This window comes from Bacteroides sp. An51A (genome assembly GCF_002161565.1).
Taxonomy (GTDB): domain Bacteria; phylum Bacteroidota; class Bacteroidia; order Bacteroidales; family Bacteroidaceae; genus Phocaeicola; species Phocaeicola intestinalis.
In genome coordinates this window covers 901,828-919,987 of sequence record NZ_NFIC01000001.1, presented here as the reverse complement: position 1 = coordinate 919,987, position 18,160 = coordinate 901,828, and the positions used below count along the sequence as shown (strand labels likewise).

Below are 18,160 nucleotides of genomic sequence, written 5' to 3'. Positions count from 1 at the left end.
CCATGAAGCTTTACCGTTCCTATTACACTATGGTAAGTCGCAGCCATCTCAGCGCCTGCATCACTACCGTAATGAAGTGAATTGTTGCGTTGGGTAGTCAGCTTCCGGATGGTCCGTTCTGCCAGATTGTTGTCTATCGGAAGATCCCCATCGTCCAGAAAAGCAAATAGTTCCTTCCAAAACTTCTTCAAGTAATTAAGAGCTTCTGTATAATACTGGCTTCTAAATTCTGAATTCTTCGACAGTTCACTCTCCAACAGGCTGCGCAATTCTATCAGGTGTTCCTTCGTTTCCAGGCTTTGCCTTTCCCGCAGTCTCTCTTCCGGAGTAAGACCGGCTTCATCATAAATATGTTCTTTAGAAAAGAACCACTTTAAAAGCTTTGAAAAACGTTCGGCCAGCGGTTCGCCTCCTTGATTACCGGCTTTAACGAACTTATTATTCGCATGGGACATACAAACCTGATGGATAGTATCCTTAAACTGAGCCGATTTCAACTCATCACCGATAAAAACATAAGCATTGTAGCCGTCGGACATGATACTCTTCAATTCCGCATCACCCAGAAAATCCGTAAGCACCTCACGGCCGCGGGAGCCATCCTCATAGAAGAAAATGGCTGTTTTCTGAGCCTTGTTGACCAATACCCAGATATAACACTTCTTATAACGGTCATATTTGCGAACCTTGCACCAGGTCTCATCGCAGTTCACAACCGAGTCCTTTTCCAAGGCAACGGACTTCAATACACGAACCAGTTCATCAAGGTATTTCTTGCCTTTCTTAAGCCAGTTGCGTAAGGTGTTTTTAGAAATGGTCATTCCCATATCCGTCAGCCATTGGTGCAGAAGGCCGAAGGTCACATTCTTTACATAAACTTCATAGGCGATGGCCTGCAGAAATTCAGGAGTGGCTTTAGTCCCCTCAAACTTAGTTACCACCTCCGGATGGCCTTCAGAGGGGAAATAACCCCACTTCGGCTTTTTGCCAGGCTCTGCATAATGGACCATCTCAAAACATTCTTCCGTAAGGAAGGTACGGAAACTGAATACACGTACCATCCTTCTTTCAATGATACGTCCGGGAACCTTTGTCAGATCTGACGGATGCTCTACCACTTCTCCGGACACTCCCATCGTTTTATACCCGTCGGGACGATTGCCCAGGTCACGTTCCTTTCTGGGAAGGGCCGGCTCATTCCGGGATTCGTTATTGTCTACAGAGTCCGTACGGAGCGTATCGTCCGTACCGTCATAATCATCTTTTTCCTTTTGCCGGTCAGAAGCGTTCTGTTTAGCTTTAGGGTTTATCCGTTGACGCCTGTCACCAAAACGTTCCTGGTTGGCAAAATCAAGTTTTTCCTGAAGGGACTTTGCCTTACGTTCAGCCGATTTGCGAAGCTTGCGCTCTTCCGATAACCGGTTTTCCAAATCGGACTGTTTCGATTGCATGGAGGACACCTGATCCTTCAGCTCCTTCATCTGAACCATAAAATCCTCCAAGACAAGCTTCATGGCGTCATTTGTCAACCTGAGGTCCTGATTCTGCTCAGCAAGGTATTGTATGTACCGGTCTTTTTGATCGTCTGCCATACCTTCACTATAATTTATAGGGTTCCGTGAGTAGGTTTCCCTACTCAACAATTCCCTTTTTGAGTCTATTATATGTTGCAGTTCGATCATGTTTAAACCTTTGATTTACAGATATAAAGGTACTAAAATAATCGCAAAAACGCAAGCAAATAGACATATTAATTATCTGATTTTTAATGTTTTAACTATAGGGTTTTCCAGTATCAGGACCACATCTTTCCAGTCAATCCGATAAATGGTATCCGCCCCGTTCCGCTCCACTTTCATGAACTGGTAGCCCGCGACAAACTTCTTTTCGAACAGGCTGTATGAATGATTGTCAAATGAAAACATACGGACTATCCTTCGGTTTCGCGACATGACAATGAAGACATCCCCGTCACAGGGTTCCCGGTGAAGCCGTTCACGGATGATGGACAACACACGGCTGTGCTTACAACGCATGTCGGTAAAGTCACGCACATAATAAAAATGATTCAGGCCGGTAACACTCAGCATAGACCCTCCAGCTTCTCTATCATCCGGACTAAATCCTGATAGCTTAAATTCTTTTGGGACAAGTGCAATCCATTACTGATACGGATGTCTATCCATATGCGGACGGGATTGTCATTACCGCTTCTTGATACAGGTTTAGGCCGGTCACCAATTTTAGTCTTTTCTTCATGGGTAATCTCAGGAGCACCGTCAACCTGAATCTCAACTACTTTTTTGCGGGTATCCTTAAACCATTTCTGGAAAATGTTATAAGGGACTTTGTTCTTGACACAAAACGATTGGAGAGATTCTCCACGGGGTAACGCCTCCGTCTGGTACTGAAAGTAAAACCTTTCAAGATCTTCACTGCTATACATAATTCTATAAATTTGGTTGGCAGCGAAGTTACCCATTTCAATCAATAGCCATTTTTTGACTGCTTACCAAAACAAACTAAAACTTTCTTTCTTCTTAACTTTTACGTTTGCCTGCCATTTGTTCTTCGGATCTGCGCTATAGAACTTGGTTTTGACAATTGCATTGGGATTCTCTTGTTTTCTATCGCCATGCTTAGGACTTGTACGGTACTCAAAATGCAGGTGCTCATCCTCGCCAGACAAATTATAAGCATTCCCTGTAATACCGCTTTTACCCAATACAGTGCCTTTTCGTACTTTCTCGCCATATTTTACAGAAACTGTACTCAAGTGGGCATAAAAAGAATAATAAATTCGTTTAGGCCTTTTGTGGGTAATCAAAACACAATGTCCATAATCAGGATGATTCTGAATCAATGATACAACGCCATCTCCCACTGCATAAACAGGTGTTCCTTGAGGTGCATAATAATCAAATCCTCGATGCCAACGCACACTGCCATCTGCATTATGTCTTACCGGACCAAATAGATTGCTTGCCTTATTGGCTCTTATTTGGGGATTGGCGACAGGGTCTCCCCATGAAGTATCAAAAGAAATCTCGCCTAAAGTCAAATCAATGTCCACATCAAAAAGTTTGAAAATGGAATCATTTATACTTAATTCAATTTGTTCTTCCTGCTGTTGAGGCTTTGAGTTTGATTTGGACTTTTGCTTCTCTTGGAATATCTGGTCAAACGATATTTCTTGCAGTTTTTTGAAATTATCATTTGATTGCGCAAAAGCACTCGACCCATACAAAATGAATATGGAATACAATAAGATTCTTAAAAGATTTGTATTTATAGCCAGCATCACTTCAACTCTTTATAGTGGACAGCCCCATAAAATATATCGCATAACCGTTCATGCATTTCATCATTTTCATCAAAGTATCGGACACCTATTGCTCCAATATCATATCTGTCATAAATATCCTCAGGTTCATGTATCGAATTATTTGTTATCACTTCTCTGTAAATGTCTTTTAATTGATTTAATATATAAGGATAAATAGGGTCATCATTACTATCTGATATTTCTTTCACATAAGTTATAGTGTCTTTTACGACTTGGCTATAAGTGAACTTTGTCGGCATTTCAGAAAATCGCTTGTACATGATTTGAATGATATTTTATTTAATGTTCGATTTCTTAACAAAGAACACTTGCGTACCGCCGCCCGGTACTTTTACCGGATTTTTACGATCACTCCATGAGTCCGTTGTTTTTCTTGCTTTTGTAACAACATAAGGTGTGTTTTCTGTTATTTCAACAGAGTACATTTCTCTTTTAAATGGAATTTCTTTTCCCTCTGAAGTTTCCAACTTACCTCCATCGGCGATGCCAACACGTCCAGGTGTTGTGTTTGAAGAGTCGATTTCTCTTATTCCATAATTACCCGGTGCATCTATGATAGTTCCATGTTCGTTAACTTTTCTGAACATATAATATCTATCTCCTTTCTGTGCGATTCCTTTTTCTATGATAGGTGATGACACATCAACACAGTTCAAATGAGATTCTCTTTCAAACATGTCAACATCCGAACCATCATATAGCTTAGAGATTTCATCTCTTCTATAGTAACGCACCTTCTTCATAAAGAAATCAGAATCCGAGTCAGAAATTCCTAATTGTTTTAATTTCTGTGGTGTGATGTCTATATATTTAAATTCTTTAGAAGCCTGAGCTAATTGGGCATGCCGCTTATATTTGTCAGTTTCTTTAGCTGCTTTACTAATCTTCTGCATTACTCCTGTCTTTTGCAATACCCTCGCTGTTTTTGCCCCCCTATACGCAATTTTAGCTCCGCCAACGACATCACCAATCAAAGGTACGGCTGCTATGATGGATAATCCTGCACCAACCCAATCACCTCTCAATGCCGAAATAGCGGCATTCATCAAATCCGGGATAGCTCCAACGCCCGGTGTCATCCCAGCAACATCCAATGCCATCTGTACACCATCTAGAACTGACTGTTGCGATAATCTTTCTCTATCAAGCGCATTAAACTCTTGAAGAAGTTCTTCCGGAATTTCTTGCATCGCTTTTTCCTGCTGTGTTTCACTCCTTTGTGAGAAAGATACACCACGTACCTTTATTTCTAAACTTTGCCCCGGATTTACAATCGAAATTGTTCCCCCATACATGCACCTTAAAGTCGCAGGCTCCAATAAAGCCGGTTCTCCACATATCAGGCTGTCTTTATCTATAGCCTGCCATTTAGGACATGTCCCCGGTACGCAAGGCATGGGAGTAAGCTTGCCATGATTAGCGGCTGTTGCAGATGCAGTTGGGGGATAACCCAATGAACGGCATCTACCAAAACTTGGGATATTTTTTATGGATACATAATCCGCTATATTGGCTTGATCTTTTCCAGTTAAAGAAACATTTTTAGGCGTTGCTTTCAATTTGGGACACGATGTTCCCATCGTGCATCTCAGCGTTGCCCCTGTACAAACATATTTCATAATCAGCCCTGTTGGATGTTAGCGTACTTTGACTTTCGAAGCTTGTATAGACACTTCTCTTTCTGCTTCCATTGAAATATTCCCTTTAGATTTTATCCCGATATTCCCGTCTGCATTAATTCCTATATTCCCTTTGGCATTGATGTTTACATCTGTATCTGCAACAACTTCTACCTCTCCAGCAGAATAGATGGTTATTTTCTTGTCATCGGCAGACAGTGTTATGTGATAAGTATTGTTTTTATTGTCATAGATTTCGATTAAACCCGCTTCACCTTTATCGTTAAACAGAATCGTATGTCCATTACGAGTCCTGATAGCTTTTACATTATTACTTGTCCCATCTTTTTCTTGCGACACAGCCCATGCCTCATCAGGCTTTCCTGTCCCACCGTTATAAAATGAACCGATGATATATGGGCGTTCAGCATTGTTCATTTCGAACCCGACCATAACCTCTTCACCTATCTCTGGCACGAATTGTTGTCCTTTGCTCTGACCAGCATAAGGAACGGCTATACGCAACCAAGGTGTTTTCATGTCCTTGTCTTGTATTTCCTGCCATGGGAACTGTACCCGCACACGGCCTAACATCTGTTCATCTTTATTCTCGACAACTTTTGCTCTTTGCTGGGGAGCCGACGCAAACACATCAGCATCAGAATAGGAAGGGTAGTCACATGCCACAGGTATGGCCATAAAACTATTGGAATATTCCTGCCTATAATCAAACGAGTGGTTAATGCCTATGACCTTTAATGATTTCTGTTCCACATCTTTGCTTTCTCCAGATTTATTTTGGACATTGTCACGAATTAGAAATGTCTGTCCGATTTTTAGCATAGCCAGTTTAGAAAATCCTTGAACGGTCATAATACCCGTTTTCTTCCCTTCTGCTTCTACTTTCAGGGAATAATCTAATATAGCATCGGCTCCTTCGTCTTCCTTTCCACTGTCAAATCCGCCAGCTTTCAATGCCACGGTTTGTTCGTCTTGAAATCTTTGTATTGAAGCATTGTATGCTTTGTCAGTCCAATCATTCACTGTTCCATCGGCCATACCTTGTGCTGACGTTTTTAGAATGTCCTTACCCTTTCCATACTGATAATAATCCGGAAGTAAATGACTGAATGAAAATGAAGTCACATTTTGATGCAGGCTGTATGACATCAAGCTTCCTCCCGGATATTCCAAATTTGCAGCCGATGAATCTTCTATATCCAATTCACCAAAAACAAATGTATCTCCTGTATTATACATCCATTCTCCGAAACGCATTGCCAACATGCTAATGAAAGCGTAGTCACTTTGGTCGTATTGTACAATATAGGGTATCTTATCCTTAAACCTTGGTGACACAATTGATTTTATGTCGCGGTATGGTTCAAGGACAGTATCTATTATTTCTTTCAATGTCATATTTTCAAAAGAACGACAATGTGGGACATTTTGGAGCAAGGCATCCCATGTGGCTACAGTGATACTTGCTGATTGGGCACTTGCTGTCGCTCTTGAAGCAGACACATCTATAATCATTCCTTTAAATACGAAAGCTACTTGAGGATTGGCTTCTTCATCGTCCTGGCTGGCCTTTATCGTTGAAACATTTATTTCCAATGATTTCCCAATCAACTGCGTGATATTAGCAAACACCACATCCTGTTGTGTTTCTGTTTTGTCTTCTTTTTCCAAAGAAAAGCTTAACAACATCGGTCGCAGTAATTCTTGAGAAAGGGAATAACCGTTCAACACATAATTTTCACCATTAATGACGCAACACGAATTTTGTGAAGATGGACAGCCTTCTAAAACCACCTCGATTTCGTGAATCATGTCTGCGCTGTAGTTTCCACCCTGTGTCTGTGTTTGGGTACCAGATTTCTTTTCCGAGCTATTCTTTTGCTCGTTTGGATCAGATTGTCCCGTCTGAGTTTTTTCGTCCTTACCCTCTTCCTTTCCCGTGTTTTTAGCTTGGCTGCCGTTGCCATCGGTATTTTCAGTTGGGTCAGGATTGGGTTCATATCTTCCTAACTCGTTCTCCTCTATCTTGTTTTTTATGTCTTTGCTTCTAAAGTCCAAGTATGTTCCGCGGATGGAATTAATAGTGTCTTTTACCCCACTGATTCCCGCCGATATATTTCCCTCTTTAAATGCATTAAAGCTGCCTATGCCTATCGATGCCGCACCCGCCAACGAGCCTAACGAGTTAACGCCCATGTTGTTCAGGTTGTCTAACTTTCCAAGAATTACGCTGTCTCTGCCTGTTACGGCCGAAAATAGATTATTGGTGATAGCATTGACCTTGTTAACGGCATTGTTTATGTTCTTCAGTCCTGTTTCTATCTTCTTGGCAGCGGTCGAAGGGTCGCGCCAACTTCCACCGAAGACATCTCCCAATTGCATGAACTCATTCACGCCGCTTATTGCGTCCGAGGCTCCATTCTTGATAGCAGACGCTGCGTCATAAAGTTGGTCTCCAAATTGATATCGAGCCCAAGCCTCAATATATTCCGTAGAACTGTCACCTGTAACAATTGAGGATAAATCGCTTATAGCCTCATCATAGCCTTTGTCCATTTGTGCGGCAGCATTGGCCATATCTTGGGGCGATACCTTTCCAGAAAGGGTATCGGACAAGTTATCGAAATTTCCCACTCCTTGGGCTACAGAAGCGTCAAGCTGCTGTTTTTCTTTATTTACATTGTCCAGTTGCTTTTTCTGTTCGTTAAGCTGCCTCAGCTCTTCTTCCAGTTCTTGTCGCCTTTTCTCACGTTCAGGATCCACTGGCTCAGCTTTTTTATCCGCTATCCTGTCTTGAATGTCTTTCTTGGCCTCATCAAGTTCCTTGTCGATTTTGCTTATGTCATCCAACTTCATCAAATCATCGGAAGTCTTGATAAGCTTATCATCGATTTCCGCTTCGGCAGCGGCTAATCGGGTATCCAGCTCTTCCAGTTTTTTACTGGCATTTTCCAGCTCTTCCAGCGATTTGTAGTTAGCCCTCTGCACTTCATTTATCTCATGAAGTGCCTCATACTTTGACTTAAACCGCCCTATGGCCTGAGGATAAATGGGGTAGGGGTTATTCATAAGGAACAATTGTTATCGGGTTATCCAATCATTTTCAAAGTTGGCCGAACCGCCGAAAGTGAATTTCCTTGCGCTAAGTGTGATTTTTGTCCGCACCAACAGACTATTGCTGTTGTTAAAATACTGGTACATGTTCACCAAGTAGGCATCTTCAAAAAAGAGGTGGAGGTATTTTTTTTGATTGTCGTCAGTCGACAGCAGCATTTCAATCGTCCCGTCATGTGTCTCCGCGCGGTTGAACATCCAATTGTAAAAAAACAAATCATCGTCCCCTTGGGCGGGCATAACAAATTTTATCAATCCGCTTTGCGGCCTGGATGCAGGTTTGCTGCTTTCGTCTAGCGATTGGTAAAATTCATACTCACATTCTACCAATTCATATTTTTTCCCATTATAAGCTTCGACCTCTGCAGCCGAAGTTTTTTGCTGGTCCATTATCAAAGTCGCCTTAAATGCCATGCGTTCGTTGAGTTAAGGAATGCGACCGCCTGCAACGCAGGCAGTCGCGTGTTTTAATTTTAAATTAGTTAAAGAGCCCAGTGATTATCGTATTCTACGCTACCCTTACCCGTCACTGTGAGCTGACGGCAAGTAATAGTAATAGACTCATACATGCGATCTGTGTTGGTATCATCATATACTTCTTCATAACTTACGCAATAAGCGTCAATGAAAGAAAGAGTTTTCATGATACCGCCAAGTTTGTTAGGCCATGTGATGGTGCCATTCTTTGAACCGTAAGAGTCACATGTCCACTCCAATAAGTCTGTATTACCGGCATCTGTTGATTTAACCTTCAAGTTGATTACTCCACCACGGGTTGTACCTGTAGGTTGTCCTTCCACGTCAATCTGTTGATTGAACTGATACTGTACATAAGTGACTTCGCGATCTTCGCATCCGTCAACCTTTAGCTGCGCTGTTCTAGGTGCTGCCATGATTTTAATTTTTTTAAGTGAATAAATTATTTGATTTCATTTGTCCATTCTGTTACGCCATTATCCCCATTATGTCCGGTCAACTTAATGTAGAAATTCTTAGCTGCAAAGAATGGTTTTAACTCAATCTCAATTTCAATATCTTTTGTTTTCTCGTTACGAACGATTTTGGGATTCGAGTACCCTTCTATAAGTTTGCCAGGTCCCTTGTAATCTTCCAAGAAATCAATAACCTGCTCACGGATTTCTTGTGCCAATTTACCGTTCCAATTTTTAAAAGCCTCGTCATTAAAGAAATTAGAAAACACTTTGCCTATCCAATCGAAAACCCGTACAATCGGATATTCCTGCAAACCAATAGTAGCACCATTATAAAGAGAACGGTTTGAAAAAGCCATTACACGGTTCTCTTCAAACGTCATAGGAACTACTCCTTTGTCTATTAAAGCAGTCAATTCAGATTTTAACAAATCGAGACGTGTCCCTTTTGCCATGTCTATTGTGCCATACTTTTTCCCGGCGATACCTTGTGAAATAGGGGTTTCATCCGTATTGCTCATGCGCCCGGCAATTGCTGCAGAAGGCGGCAAGAACAAATCTTCTTCTTCATCATTTGCCTCATCTGATTTCTTACGTCCAAGGATGTAATTACAAGCCATAATGACGTTGGCCAAGTATGCATCGGTGTCACTTAAGTTTGCTTTGTCCAATCCTTTATTAAGCAGTTTCAATGTAGGAGAATCTGCATAGTCTGTAACCAACATTACTTTGTTGCGGTATGCCATTTGTCCCCACATATTTACAATCTGTTTACTTCCAAGATAACCGGGACTGACTAACAAGGAATAATTTTCCTTGAGGGATAACCGGTCAAAACTTCTATTTAGCTCATCGCGGACAGCTGCAAATACACGACCATCTGGATCTCCTAAATCTTCTTTATCTACATTGATAAGGTTTAAACATTTCAATTTGGATTGGCCGGAATTAGCAAAAAACTCTCCAAGCGAACGGTATGCAATCTCCAGTTTACGTGTCTGCTCATGCACGCTCCCTAAATTTTGAAGAAGATTCTTCTCTGCGGCTTTGGCAGCCTCCTGACATTTGTCCACTGCTTCTGAAGCTGTGGTTGCATCGCTATCCAAGATACTCAACCACATAAGCAAGTCTGTTTTAAGACGTTTACGTTGCTCTGCGAATTCACTGTCTTGCAAAAATATCTTTTTAGCGGCCCTGCTTTCCGGATTCATATTCTCAAGTCCGTCAGCCATTGTCTCCAAAAGGTCGAAATCTCCATAATCTTCCAGTCCTTCCAAGCTTTCTTTCAGACGTTCAGCCGGATTTTCAATTTTCTTCACCTCATCCAAATAAGCACTTTCTGCTGTTGTTATGGTATTGGCTGCTTGAGGCTGTAATTTTAATTCTTCTGGCATATTATTTGAATTTATTGAGTTAGACTTTTATTTTAAGCGGCATTAAAATGTGCATATTGTAAACCATGTGATGACTCAAGCATGCATTTTGATGAACATAAGTGACTTGGGTGTTTCACATAAGTAACTCGGACGTTTCACATAAGTAAGTCTGGTCTATCACTTATGTTCGTTTGAGGGGGATTGGGACAAAACACACAAATCCATACTGCCATAGTATAATTAATTCTTTTCCAGTTCAGCCAACAAAGACTGCAAAGCAGTAATAAGGTGCTTTCTGCTCTCCTCGTTCTCAAAAGCACGTCTAAGCACTTTATTTTTAATCATTTGTTGTTCAATAGTTTTAAAAGAATCAATTGTCGCTTTTTGCTGACTTAGATAAGCGCTTTGTTTGATAAGTTCCTTGTCATCAAAATCTTTAAGGGCATTAAACTTGAAGTTTTCTTTAACCGGACGTCCTTCCAAATCCAACATTTGCACATTGCGTTTTTCCGGTTGGTAATGGTTAAACACATCTTCCATTGTTTCCGGCTGGAACACATCACCCGGTTTAACAGGTGCCATATCAGTAAACTGATCCACATAGAGGGTCTTGTTTTGAGGAAACTCAATAATCCCATCTACCGCCTCCGCATCGAGGACTTTTGAAATTACGGTTTTCTTTGCCATATTATTGCATGTTTAAATAATTATTCATGATGTATAATTTCCCATTTCAATTCATTCCTTTCGTCCAAAGCAAGTGTAACATGATCACCCTCTCGCAGTTCGCCGGAAATAATCATTTTCGACAAGGGACGACGGATGTCTTTACGAAGAATGCCTAGAATCGGTCTTGCTCCATATTGAGCATTAAATCCATTTATAGCAATCTTATGAATTGCTTTTTCGTCTACCTGAAGAGTGATATTCTGCTCACTTAATGTTTTCAATAATCCTTTTAAATGAATGTTGAATATCACAGTCACAATCTTTTCGTTGATAGGCGCAAAGGGAACTATTTCTGTTAGACGAGCTAAAAATTCAGGACGGAAATATCCCTGCATTACTTCAAGCATATCATTATGGGTCGGTACTAAACCTTTTTCAAATTGTTCAAAAATATACTGGCTCCCAATATTAGATGTAAATATGATCAAAGCATTGGAAAAATCGCCAACTCTTCCCAATCTGTCATGCAATTTCCCCTCATCTAAAATTTGCAAAAACAAATCAAATACGGAACGATGTGCCTTTTCTATCTCATCAAACAAAACTATCGAATAGGGCTTTTGTCGGATTTGATTCACTAAAAGACCACCTTCCTCATAACCGACATAACCCGGAGGTGCCCCATAAAGTAACGCTACTGAATGTTCCTCTTTGTATTCAGACATATCGAAACGCAAAATTGCGGTTTCATCTTGAAAGAGAAATTCCGCCAACGATTTTGCTAACTCAGTCTTCCCTGTACCCGTCGGTCCTAAGAAAAAGAAACTACCAATAGGCTGCCCTTTCTTATTCAAACCGGAACGGGATTCATAGATAGAATCCAATACGGCTTTAATGGCATGATCCTGTCCGACTACACGCTTCTTTAAAATTTCCTCAGCATTGACAAGCCGCTCGCGTTCGGCAGCTTGCACATCGCCTAAGGGTATACCGGTTTTCTGAGATACGACTTCTTTCAAATGTTCTACACCTACGATTTCTTTCCGTTCATTGGGATGTAAATCATTTTTTATTTTCAATAAAGCCATGGTACGGTCGATCAAGTCAATTGCCGATTCAGGCAAGTGTTTCTCGCTGAAGTATCTTTTGGCAAGTCGAATGGCATTTATCAATAAATCATCAGAAGCCTTTAACTTGTGGAATTCTTCAAATGACTTTATTACAGTCTGAAGTATGATTTCAGTACTTTCGATAGATGGTTCTTCTAGGATAATCCGCTCAAACTTTCCGGTAATCTCTTTATCTGTTTCTATATTTTTTGTAAATCCCTCGATAGAAGAAGTGCAGACACACAGCAATCCTTGATTTAACGAAGCTTTCAGTAAGTTTATGGTTCCATTCAACGCTCCTTGCTTGTCCATTAATTGGTCGAACGATTCGATGACTAGGATGGCATTATCCATATCAGACAATTCATCCAAGATTTTTTTCATTCGGCTTTCAATCTCGCTCTTATAAGAAACCCCGATAGATAGAGCGATTGTATCAAGTTCGTAAACTTGTGCATTCTGAAGAAAGGTAGGTACTCTTCCTGCTACTATAGCTTGTACAAGTGCGTGGATTAGGGTGGTTTTGCCCACACCGGATTCTCCTGTGATAAGAATATTGGCTTTTGTTTTTCTTCCGAGAATGCCGAATATTTCATTCAGTTCTTTTTCAAAACCTACAGCTTCAGGAAGCTTTCCTTCTATCTGTTCTTGGTTTTTCCAAATGCAATATGTTGCTACATTCTTATTTCCATTGTTTTTAGTTCGAGTTGTAGAATTGTTCGCTGCGTTTGTTTGACCCTCTCCAAAGTTTCCGCAAACAGCCATAATATCTTCTTTCTGAAGCGGAAGTGTCTTAAGTTGTTCAAATGTGAAACCAACCCCAGGAGTTACAATAGCTATCAGTAATGAAACCGGATCAATAGATTCTTTTTTCAATGCCACTCGGACACTGTCAGCCTCATTAACGACAGCTTTTGAAAGTGGAGAAAGACCCTTTTGCGGAGAAGAATCATAATTCTTTTTGGACATCTTAATCCGCATGTCTGCCCAATCAAGAATATAGTAGTAATCCGCATTCAAGCTTTTTTCAATGAATGAGACTAACCCCACATCTTTATGAAGCAATGCCTTCAGGATATGAGCCGGTTCTATTGCCGCATTCATGTTTTCCTTAGCGTAGGCTTCCGCAATTTGGAAGACTTCTAAGGTACTATCACTAAAGTTATTCAACATATTTGTATTCATTAATTCATTAATCCAGCAAAATAATTTCCTTTGCAACCGGAGTCGTTTTCTTTTGTATAGGAGTGATAGTCACTGTTGTTTTTTTGTTCCTCTCTCGTGGCTTTGGCTTAACAAATACCATTTCAAATGGATACTCAATGGTTGGACAACCAATTTCCGTAATCCGAACAGAGAAATTGATACGTTCTTGGTCTATGCCAAACAACTGAAAGATATAATGGTTTTCTGTTATTTTATTCAAGATAGGCTGCTCCGAAAAATTTGAAGCGACAACTTCCACATTCTTGAAATAATTGCTTTCATCATTTCTTGCTACATCAGTTTTTATCAGATCAAATTCAACTGAAATTGTATCATTGGCTGAAGATATAGAGAAATTGGTATTGGATAAATTCACTTCGTAGTATTTTACATACCACTCAGATATCGTGACTTTATGAGGTACAGAAAGTAGTCCATCGTAACGTAACGAATAAAAATAATCGTGTGCAGTCAATGTATCGGTCAAATCTTTGGGTATAGATAAACGGCAATTATAGGTCAATGTATTCCCTTCGACATTTTCATTTTCCGTACGGGATTCTATTTGTATTTCACAATCCTCTGAATGGCTTGCCACTGTTGCTGATGTGCATTTAATATAAGGAGGCATCAAAGTTGTCAGCTTAGCATCATAATATTGATGATTAAAACCAATGTTTTCATTGTTATTCAACTTAAACAAGAAATTGTTATCCGAGTCTACGGTTATCACCCCACATTTGCCGTCAGACTTCACTATAGCCAAATCATCCTCCAAATGAAGAATCTCGTCAAATTGAGGAGGAAGAAGCTCTTTCCCTTTAAAAACCAGCCCATAACGGTTATCCTTGGATAACTTTTTAAATACACTCGTATAAGTACGCTCTGACTCCAGTGGAAATTCACTGATTACCGGCTCGTTTCCCAAAAGCTCCATATATTTTAATCGCATAAATTGATCAAAAATGAACTTGCCGTTCTTTGCACCAACTAAATAACCCTCGTCTCCTTTTATTATTGGAATTTCTTTTGCAGGAGAAACAACCAATGATTTTTTGTTGAATGTGCTATCTATCGAAATAGGAGTCAGTTCGTAGGTTTCTGAATCGATGGTATAGAATTTCTTTTTAATTGCTATGATTGCCCTTCCATTATGAAATGAAGACATAAAACTAATATCTTTTTTATCTTCATCTTGCAATACAAAAGGAATACCTTCTGTATTGATAAAATCACAATATGTCTCATTCGGATTCTTAGGATAATCTGCGTAAGACTTCACCAAAGCATGACCATCAAAAAATGGATACGCTTCAGCAAACGGACCGAAAACTTGTATGCCTTCAGTATTGAGATAGAAATATTGATTGTTCTGCCTAACCAACAACAACCCAGAATAAAAACGGTTTACTCCGTCAGGTAATTTATATTCTTTTCCTTCTATAGAAAAGATCTGCCCATAAGGATCTGTTATACCATACAGTTTCCCGTACTTGAAAAGCAAAGCCCTTTCTTCTTTAAATGCAGTAATGCTGTCAAATTCCAATGGAAGAATCTCCTTCCCTTCTTTATTCAACAAGCCGATTTTACCATTTGAAGCAACTTTCAATAAACCATAATCCATCATTTCTATAAAGTCATAATTAGGGCGTACCAACCACTTGGCTATTTGTGCTTGCACAGATAAACTCAAACATGCCATTATGACCCAAGCTAACATTTTCTTATTCATTTTCATGCTTTATTTTTTTAATGCGTGATAAGACTTTATTTATTTTTTCTATGTACTCTTTGTCTTGATTCTTTATAGCCTCATTTTTGCTCTTATTTAGCAGTTTAACTGCGACCTCAATGTCACGATTGACAACCATCCCATTCAGATAATATTGCGCTAACCAAGACATGGCCTGATAGTTGGTCGAATCTGACGCTTGAATAGCCTTTTTCAACCAAGTCATTGCTTCTTCGTTCTTTGCATTTTCAATCAGAAGTCCCAATGAATCTGTAATAAGTCCTAAATTCTTTTTGCGCAATAAAGACAAACTATCCTTTGGCGCCCACACATACGTATAAGCGACTTGGTACATTGCAGGCATGTAACCCTTTTCCGCTAAATTCAACATGCCGTCAAAGCCTTGTGATGTCTTTTCTGGCTCCGAACTGTTTAGTTCGGTTAAATAACTTTGGTATAATTCTTCCGGAGTAGGTTCAGAGGCAGAAGAGGCTAATGACCAATAAACAATACACCCACATACGGCTGCTGCCAATACTGCAATACCACTTGTTAGTATCGTTTTGTTTCTGTACCATGGCTCGGGAAAGACAAAAGCATCAATTGCAGCTCTAAATTGAGCCGATGTCGTATAACGTTCCGATTGCTTTTTAGCAGTGGCCTTTTTAATGACAGTTCTGATTTGATAAGATTGGATGGCTTTCAATGGTATCGTTTTCTGTAACTGGGCTTCCATCATATCATAAGAAGTGCCTTTAAAAGGTAGATGCCCTGTTAATAGCTGAAAATATAGAATACCTATCGCATATACATCTGTAGAAAAATTCTGATGCCGGATATCTCCAAGAATCAATTCGGGGGCTGCATACCCTGCTTTTCCTAAAAATTGTCCGGAAGAAGTTAATCCTTTATCTGCCGTATTAAGCCGAACCAACTGCTTGGCTACACCGAAATCGATGAGTTTGATTTTCCCGTCTGTAGTTACCATGATGTTCGTTGGGTCTATATCTCTGTGGATGTAGCCCACATCATGCAAAGCCATTACTCCTGCCAAAACTTTCTTTATAATCTCTGTGGATTTCTGCTCCCGATTATCAATGTATTCTTCATAAAGTTTTTCTATACTGGGGTGCACCACACCGTGTCTATCCTCTAAATTACCAACAATTAAATTCGCCAAACTTATGCCATCCAGATATTCACTGATAACATGATAATGAGTGACGTCAGCACCAAGCATGTCTTTATCCTGGGTTTCTATAAAAGCATACATAAGGACGAGGCTCTCATTGTGCAGTTGTATGGAAGCTTCCCGTCTGGCTCGTTCAATCACAAGATCTGGAAGTCCTTCAAACATCGCTTTGATAGCTACTGGAGTTACACCTCCATTGCTGTCAATTCTTTTGCCAAGATAGACACGCCCCATTCCGCCTTCACCTAAAATGTCAGCATCCGTGTCGAATTCATAATAAACACCTTCGTTACGTTCTTTCTGTCCTTGCAATTTTCTTATTGCCATAATATGTCTTCAAATTTTAGCTAAATAAGCATCAACTACCTACAAAATAATTGCCTAATGGCTTAATTCTTACTATTGCCGTTTTTATTTATGACATTAATCACTATATAGTCTTCTTTTCCTTGAATATATAATACATAGTCACCGGTTTCGTTTAAGGGAAATGTAATTTTGATGTTGCTTAATGGAGTAACTTCGCGATTAATTCCAATGGGTGATTGCACCAAATCTTGATAAGTGATAACTGGCAGAGAGACAATCCGTTTCTTTTTGCCGTTTGGAACTGTTACATTTTCAACATGAGCCTTTACCAAAGTTATTACATTGTCTACATTTCCCAAATTGGCTTCTACACAAATGGTATCACCCACCGTTGCTTGTGCAGATACAACTGAAGTTAACACAAGATATGAGCCAACGGGGTTAAGTTGTACAAAATATGCAGGTTTTCCATTGAGAAGGATTTCGCCTTCTTTCAAAATTTTATCATATACAGCTACATAGCTCTCGTTGGGAATTTTAGCATACGATACAATTTTATTGAGTGGTATCGTACGCTTGCTGCCGTCTTCAAAGTTGAAAACAAGTTCTTTACCTGAAGTCCTCGAGGAAATAAAACCCACTAAAGGACCATGTTCTTCTTTAACCTGAATTTGGTCAAGCAACTGTATTTGTGACCATAAATCCAACTTATCACTTAGCTTTTCCGTTCGAATTTGTTGCACTTGGCTGAATTTGAAAGACAATACCTCTTCATCATCGGTCAGTATTTTCAAATTTCGTCCTGGAAATTGTTCTATGATTTGCCCGGTAATCTCAGTACCATCATCAAGTACCACTATTTCTTTGACACCTGAAAAGAGATTCTCTGGTCGTCTGTTTTTCACACTGCGATACATATCCCCCCAAGCAAATGTATATTGGCTTCGCCCAAGATCTAGAAATTTAATTAACGAACCTTTTTCCAATAAAAAAACCCTGTGGAATGTACTATTCTTAAACTCCAAAGTCGTTAATTCCAACGATTTACCACTTGTGCTTTTTACGTACTTATCATTTTGTTCCGCCCATTCTTTCCATTCTTGAGATAATGATTCTGATGGAATCCTTTCGGTTATTCTATTCAGAAGCGAATCACTATTTACAACGATAGTAGCTTCTTCAGTTTGAAGCGTTATTTGTTTTCCGGGGATTTGTTCAGCAATATATCCCTTTATAATGGAGCCGTTCTTCATGTAAATCTGTTCGATGTTTTGTGCAAATGCATTTGCACTAACATAAAACATGATTAACATATAGAAGTATTTATTTCTAAGCTTCATAGCAATCTATTATATGCAACATTATGATTTTATGTGAATGCTCGTAAAAGCAAGTTCATACCCTCTGAAAATGAATATATACTTCAATAGCATGCGGAGATAACTTCAACTCCATTCGGAAATATACTAAGTGGGCAAAGTAAGTATACCTTCGTTTTGAGTAGTAATAGTCTCTGTAACTTGCGAATATTCATT

Annotated in this window: 15 protein-coding genes; all 15 read right to left on the bottom strand. The window is 39.7% G+C overall.

Features of this window, described 5'->3' with window-relative positions; translation table 11 throughout:
- On the bottom strand, window positions 1-1,682 hold a 1,682-nt coding region (locus B5G04_RS03680), incomplete at its 3' end, for an IS66 family transposase (protein ID WP_087395858.1).
- Window positions 1,683-1,754: 72 nt separating this feature from the next.
- Window positions 1,755-2,090 carry an IS66 family insertion sequence element accessory protein TnpB gene (gene tnpB / locus B5G04_RS03675; protein WP_087395778.1) on the bottom strand — a complete coding sequence of 112 codons (336 nt, stop codon included), beginning with the start codon at window positions 2,088-2,090 and terminating at the stop codon, window positions 1,755-1,757.
- On the bottom strand, window positions 2,084-2,446 hold the full coding sequence (locus B5G04_RS20185) for a hypothetical protein (protein WP_204246993.1): 363 nt from the start codon (window positions 2,444-2,446) through the stop codon (window positions 2,084-2,086). Before B5G04_RS20185 ends, tnpB begins: the two co-directional genes overlap by 7 nt.
- A 63-nt stretch (window positions 2,447-2,509) precedes the next feature.
- A complete protein-coding gene (locus B5G04_RS03665) occupies window positions 2,510-3,301 on the bottom strand; it encodes a M23 family metallopeptidase (protein WP_087395776.1) in 792 nt (263 codons plus the stop codon).
- Window positions 3,301-3,534 (bottom strand): hypothetical protein, encoded by a 234-nt coding sequence (locus B5G04_RS03660; RefSeq protein ID WP_143270421.1) that lies wholly within the window; start codon window positions 3,532-3,534, stop codon window positions 3,301-3,303. The genes B5G04_RS03665 and B5G04_RS03660 overlap by 1 nt, the downstream gene beginning before the upstream one ends.
- Window positions 3,535-3,621: 87 nt before the next feature.
- A complete protein-coding gene (locus B5G04_RS03655) occupies window positions 3,622-4,965 on the bottom strand; it encodes a PAAR-like protein (protein WP_087248503.1) in 1,344 nt (447 codons plus the stop codon).
- A gap of 18 nt (window positions 4,966-4,983) precedes the next feature.
- On the bottom strand, window positions 4,984-8,055 hold the full coding sequence (locus tag B5G04_RS03650; protein ID WP_087248501.1) for a phage baseplate assembly protein V: 3,072 nt from the start codon (window positions 8,053-8,055) through the stop codon (window positions 4,984-4,986).
- Between the two features lie 12 nt (window positions 8,056-8,067).
- Window positions 8,068-8,514, bottom strand: a complete 447-nt coding sequence (tssD, locus tag B5G04_RS03645) for a type VI secretion system tube protein TssD (protein ID WP_087248499.1) — start codon at window positions 8,512-8,514, stop codon at window positions 8,068-8,070.
- A gap of 68 nt (window positions 8,515-8,582) precedes the next feature.
- Window positions 8,583-8,993 carry a type VI secretion system tube protein TssD gene (gene tssD / locus B5G04_RS03640; protein WP_087248497.1) on the bottom strand — a complete coding sequence of 137 codons (411 nt, stop codon included), beginning with the start codon at window positions 8,991-8,993 and terminating at the stop codon, window positions 8,583-8,585.
- Window positions 8,994-9,019: 26 nt separating this feature from the next.
- The gene (locus tag B5G04_RS03635) at window positions 9,020-10,426 is read right to left on the bottom strand and encodes a hypothetical protein (RefSeq protein ID WP_087248495.1); all 1,407 of its coding nucleotides are present in this window, start codon (window positions 10,424-10,426) and stop codon (window positions 9,020-9,022) included.
- Between the two features lie 222 nt (window positions 10,427-10,648).
- Window positions 10,649-11,095 (bottom strand): hypothetical protein, encoded by a 447-nt coding sequence (locus B5G04_RS03630; protein WP_087248493.1) that lies wholly within the window; start codon window positions 11,093-11,095, stop codon window positions 10,649-10,651.
- A 20-nt stretch (window positions 11,096-11,115) separates the two neighbouring features.
- Window positions 11,116-13,359, bottom strand: a complete 2,244-nt coding sequence (locus B5G04_RS03625) for an ATP-dependent Clp protease ATP-binding subunit (protein ID WP_087248557.1) — start codon at window positions 13,357-13,359, stop codon at window positions 11,116-11,118.
- 19 nt (window positions 13,360-13,378) lie between these two features.
- Window positions 13,379-15,130, bottom strand: a complete 1,752-nt coding sequence (locus tag B5G04_RS03620) for a WG repeat-containing protein (protein ID WP_087248491.1) — start codon at window positions 15,128-15,130, stop codon at window positions 13,379-13,381.
- Window positions 15,117-16,643: a serine/threonine-protein kinase gene (locus tag B5G04_RS03615; protein WP_087248489.1), complete on the bottom strand. Its 1,527-nt coding sequence runs from the start codon at window positions 16,641-16,643 to the stop codon at window positions 15,117-15,119. The genes B5G04_RS03620 and B5G04_RS03615 overlap by 14 nt, the downstream gene beginning before the upstream one ends.
- Window positions 16,644-16,705: 62 nt before the next feature.
- Window positions 16,706-17,965 carry a hypothetical protein gene (locus B5G04_RS03610; RefSeq protein WP_140406877.1) on the bottom strand — a complete coding sequence of 420 codons (1,260 nt, stop codon included), beginning with the start codon at window positions 17,963-17,965 and terminating at the stop codon, window positions 16,706-16,708.
- Window positions 17,966-18,160 lie beyond the last annotated feature (195 nt).

What these genes read in the sequence shown, in the direction of transcription:
- B5G04_RS03655 (WP_087248503.1), bottom strand. Translation starts at nt 4,965, where the DNA reads ATGAAATATGTTTGTACAGGGGCAACGCTGAGATGCACGATGGGAACA.
- B5G04_RS03610 (WP_140406877.1), bottom strand. Translation starts at nt 17,965, where the DNA reads ATGAAGCTTAGAAATAAATACTTCTATATGTTAATCATGTTTTATGTT.
- B5G04_RS03615 (WP_087248489.1), bottom strand. Translation starts at nt 16,643, where the DNA reads ATGGCAATAAGAAAATTGCAAGGACAGAAAGAACGTAACGAAGGTGTT.
- B5G04_RS03620 (WP_087248491.1), bottom strand. Translation starts at nt 15,130, where the DNA reads ATGAAAATGAATAAGAAAATGTTAGCTTGGGTCATAATGGCATGTTTG.
- B5G04_RS03635 (WP_087248495.1), bottom strand. Translation starts at nt 10,426, where the DNA reads ATGCCAGAAGAATTAAAATTACAGCCTCAAGCAGCCAATACCATAACA.
- B5G04_RS03630 (WP_087248493.1), bottom strand. Translation starts at nt 11,095, where the DNA reads ATGGCAAAGAAAACCGTAATTTCAAAAGTCCTCGATGCGGAGGCGGTA.
- B5G04_RS03650 (WP_087248501.1), bottom strand. Translation starts at nt 8,055, where the DNA reads ATGAATAACCCCTACCCCATTTATCCTCAGGCCATAGGGCGGTTTAAG.
- B5G04_RS20185 (WP_204246993.1), bottom strand. Translation starts at nt 2,446, where the DNA reads ATGTATAGCAGTGAAGATCTTGAAAGGTTTTACTTTCAGTACCAGACG.
- tssD (WP_087248497.1), bottom strand. Translation starts at nt 8,993, where the DNA reads ATGGCAGCACCTAGAACAGCGCAGCTAAAGGTTGACGGATGCGAAGAT.
- B5G04_RS03625 (WP_087248557.1), bottom strand. Translation starts at nt 13,359, where the DNA reads ATGTTGAATAACTTTAGTGATAGTACCTTAGAAGTCTTCCAAATTGCG.
- tssD (WP_087248499.1), bottom strand. Translation starts at nt 8,514, where the DNA reads ATGGCATTTAAGGCGACTTTGATAATGGACCAGCAAAAAACTTCGGCT.
- B5G04_RS03665 (WP_087395776.1), bottom strand. Translation starts at nt 3,301, where the DNA reads ATGCTGGCTATAAATACAAATCTTTTAAGAATCTTATTGTATTCCATA.
- tnpB (WP_087395778.1), bottom strand. Translation starts at nt 2,090, where the DNA reads ATGCTGAGTGTTACCGGCCTGAATCATTTTTATTATGTGCGTGACTTT.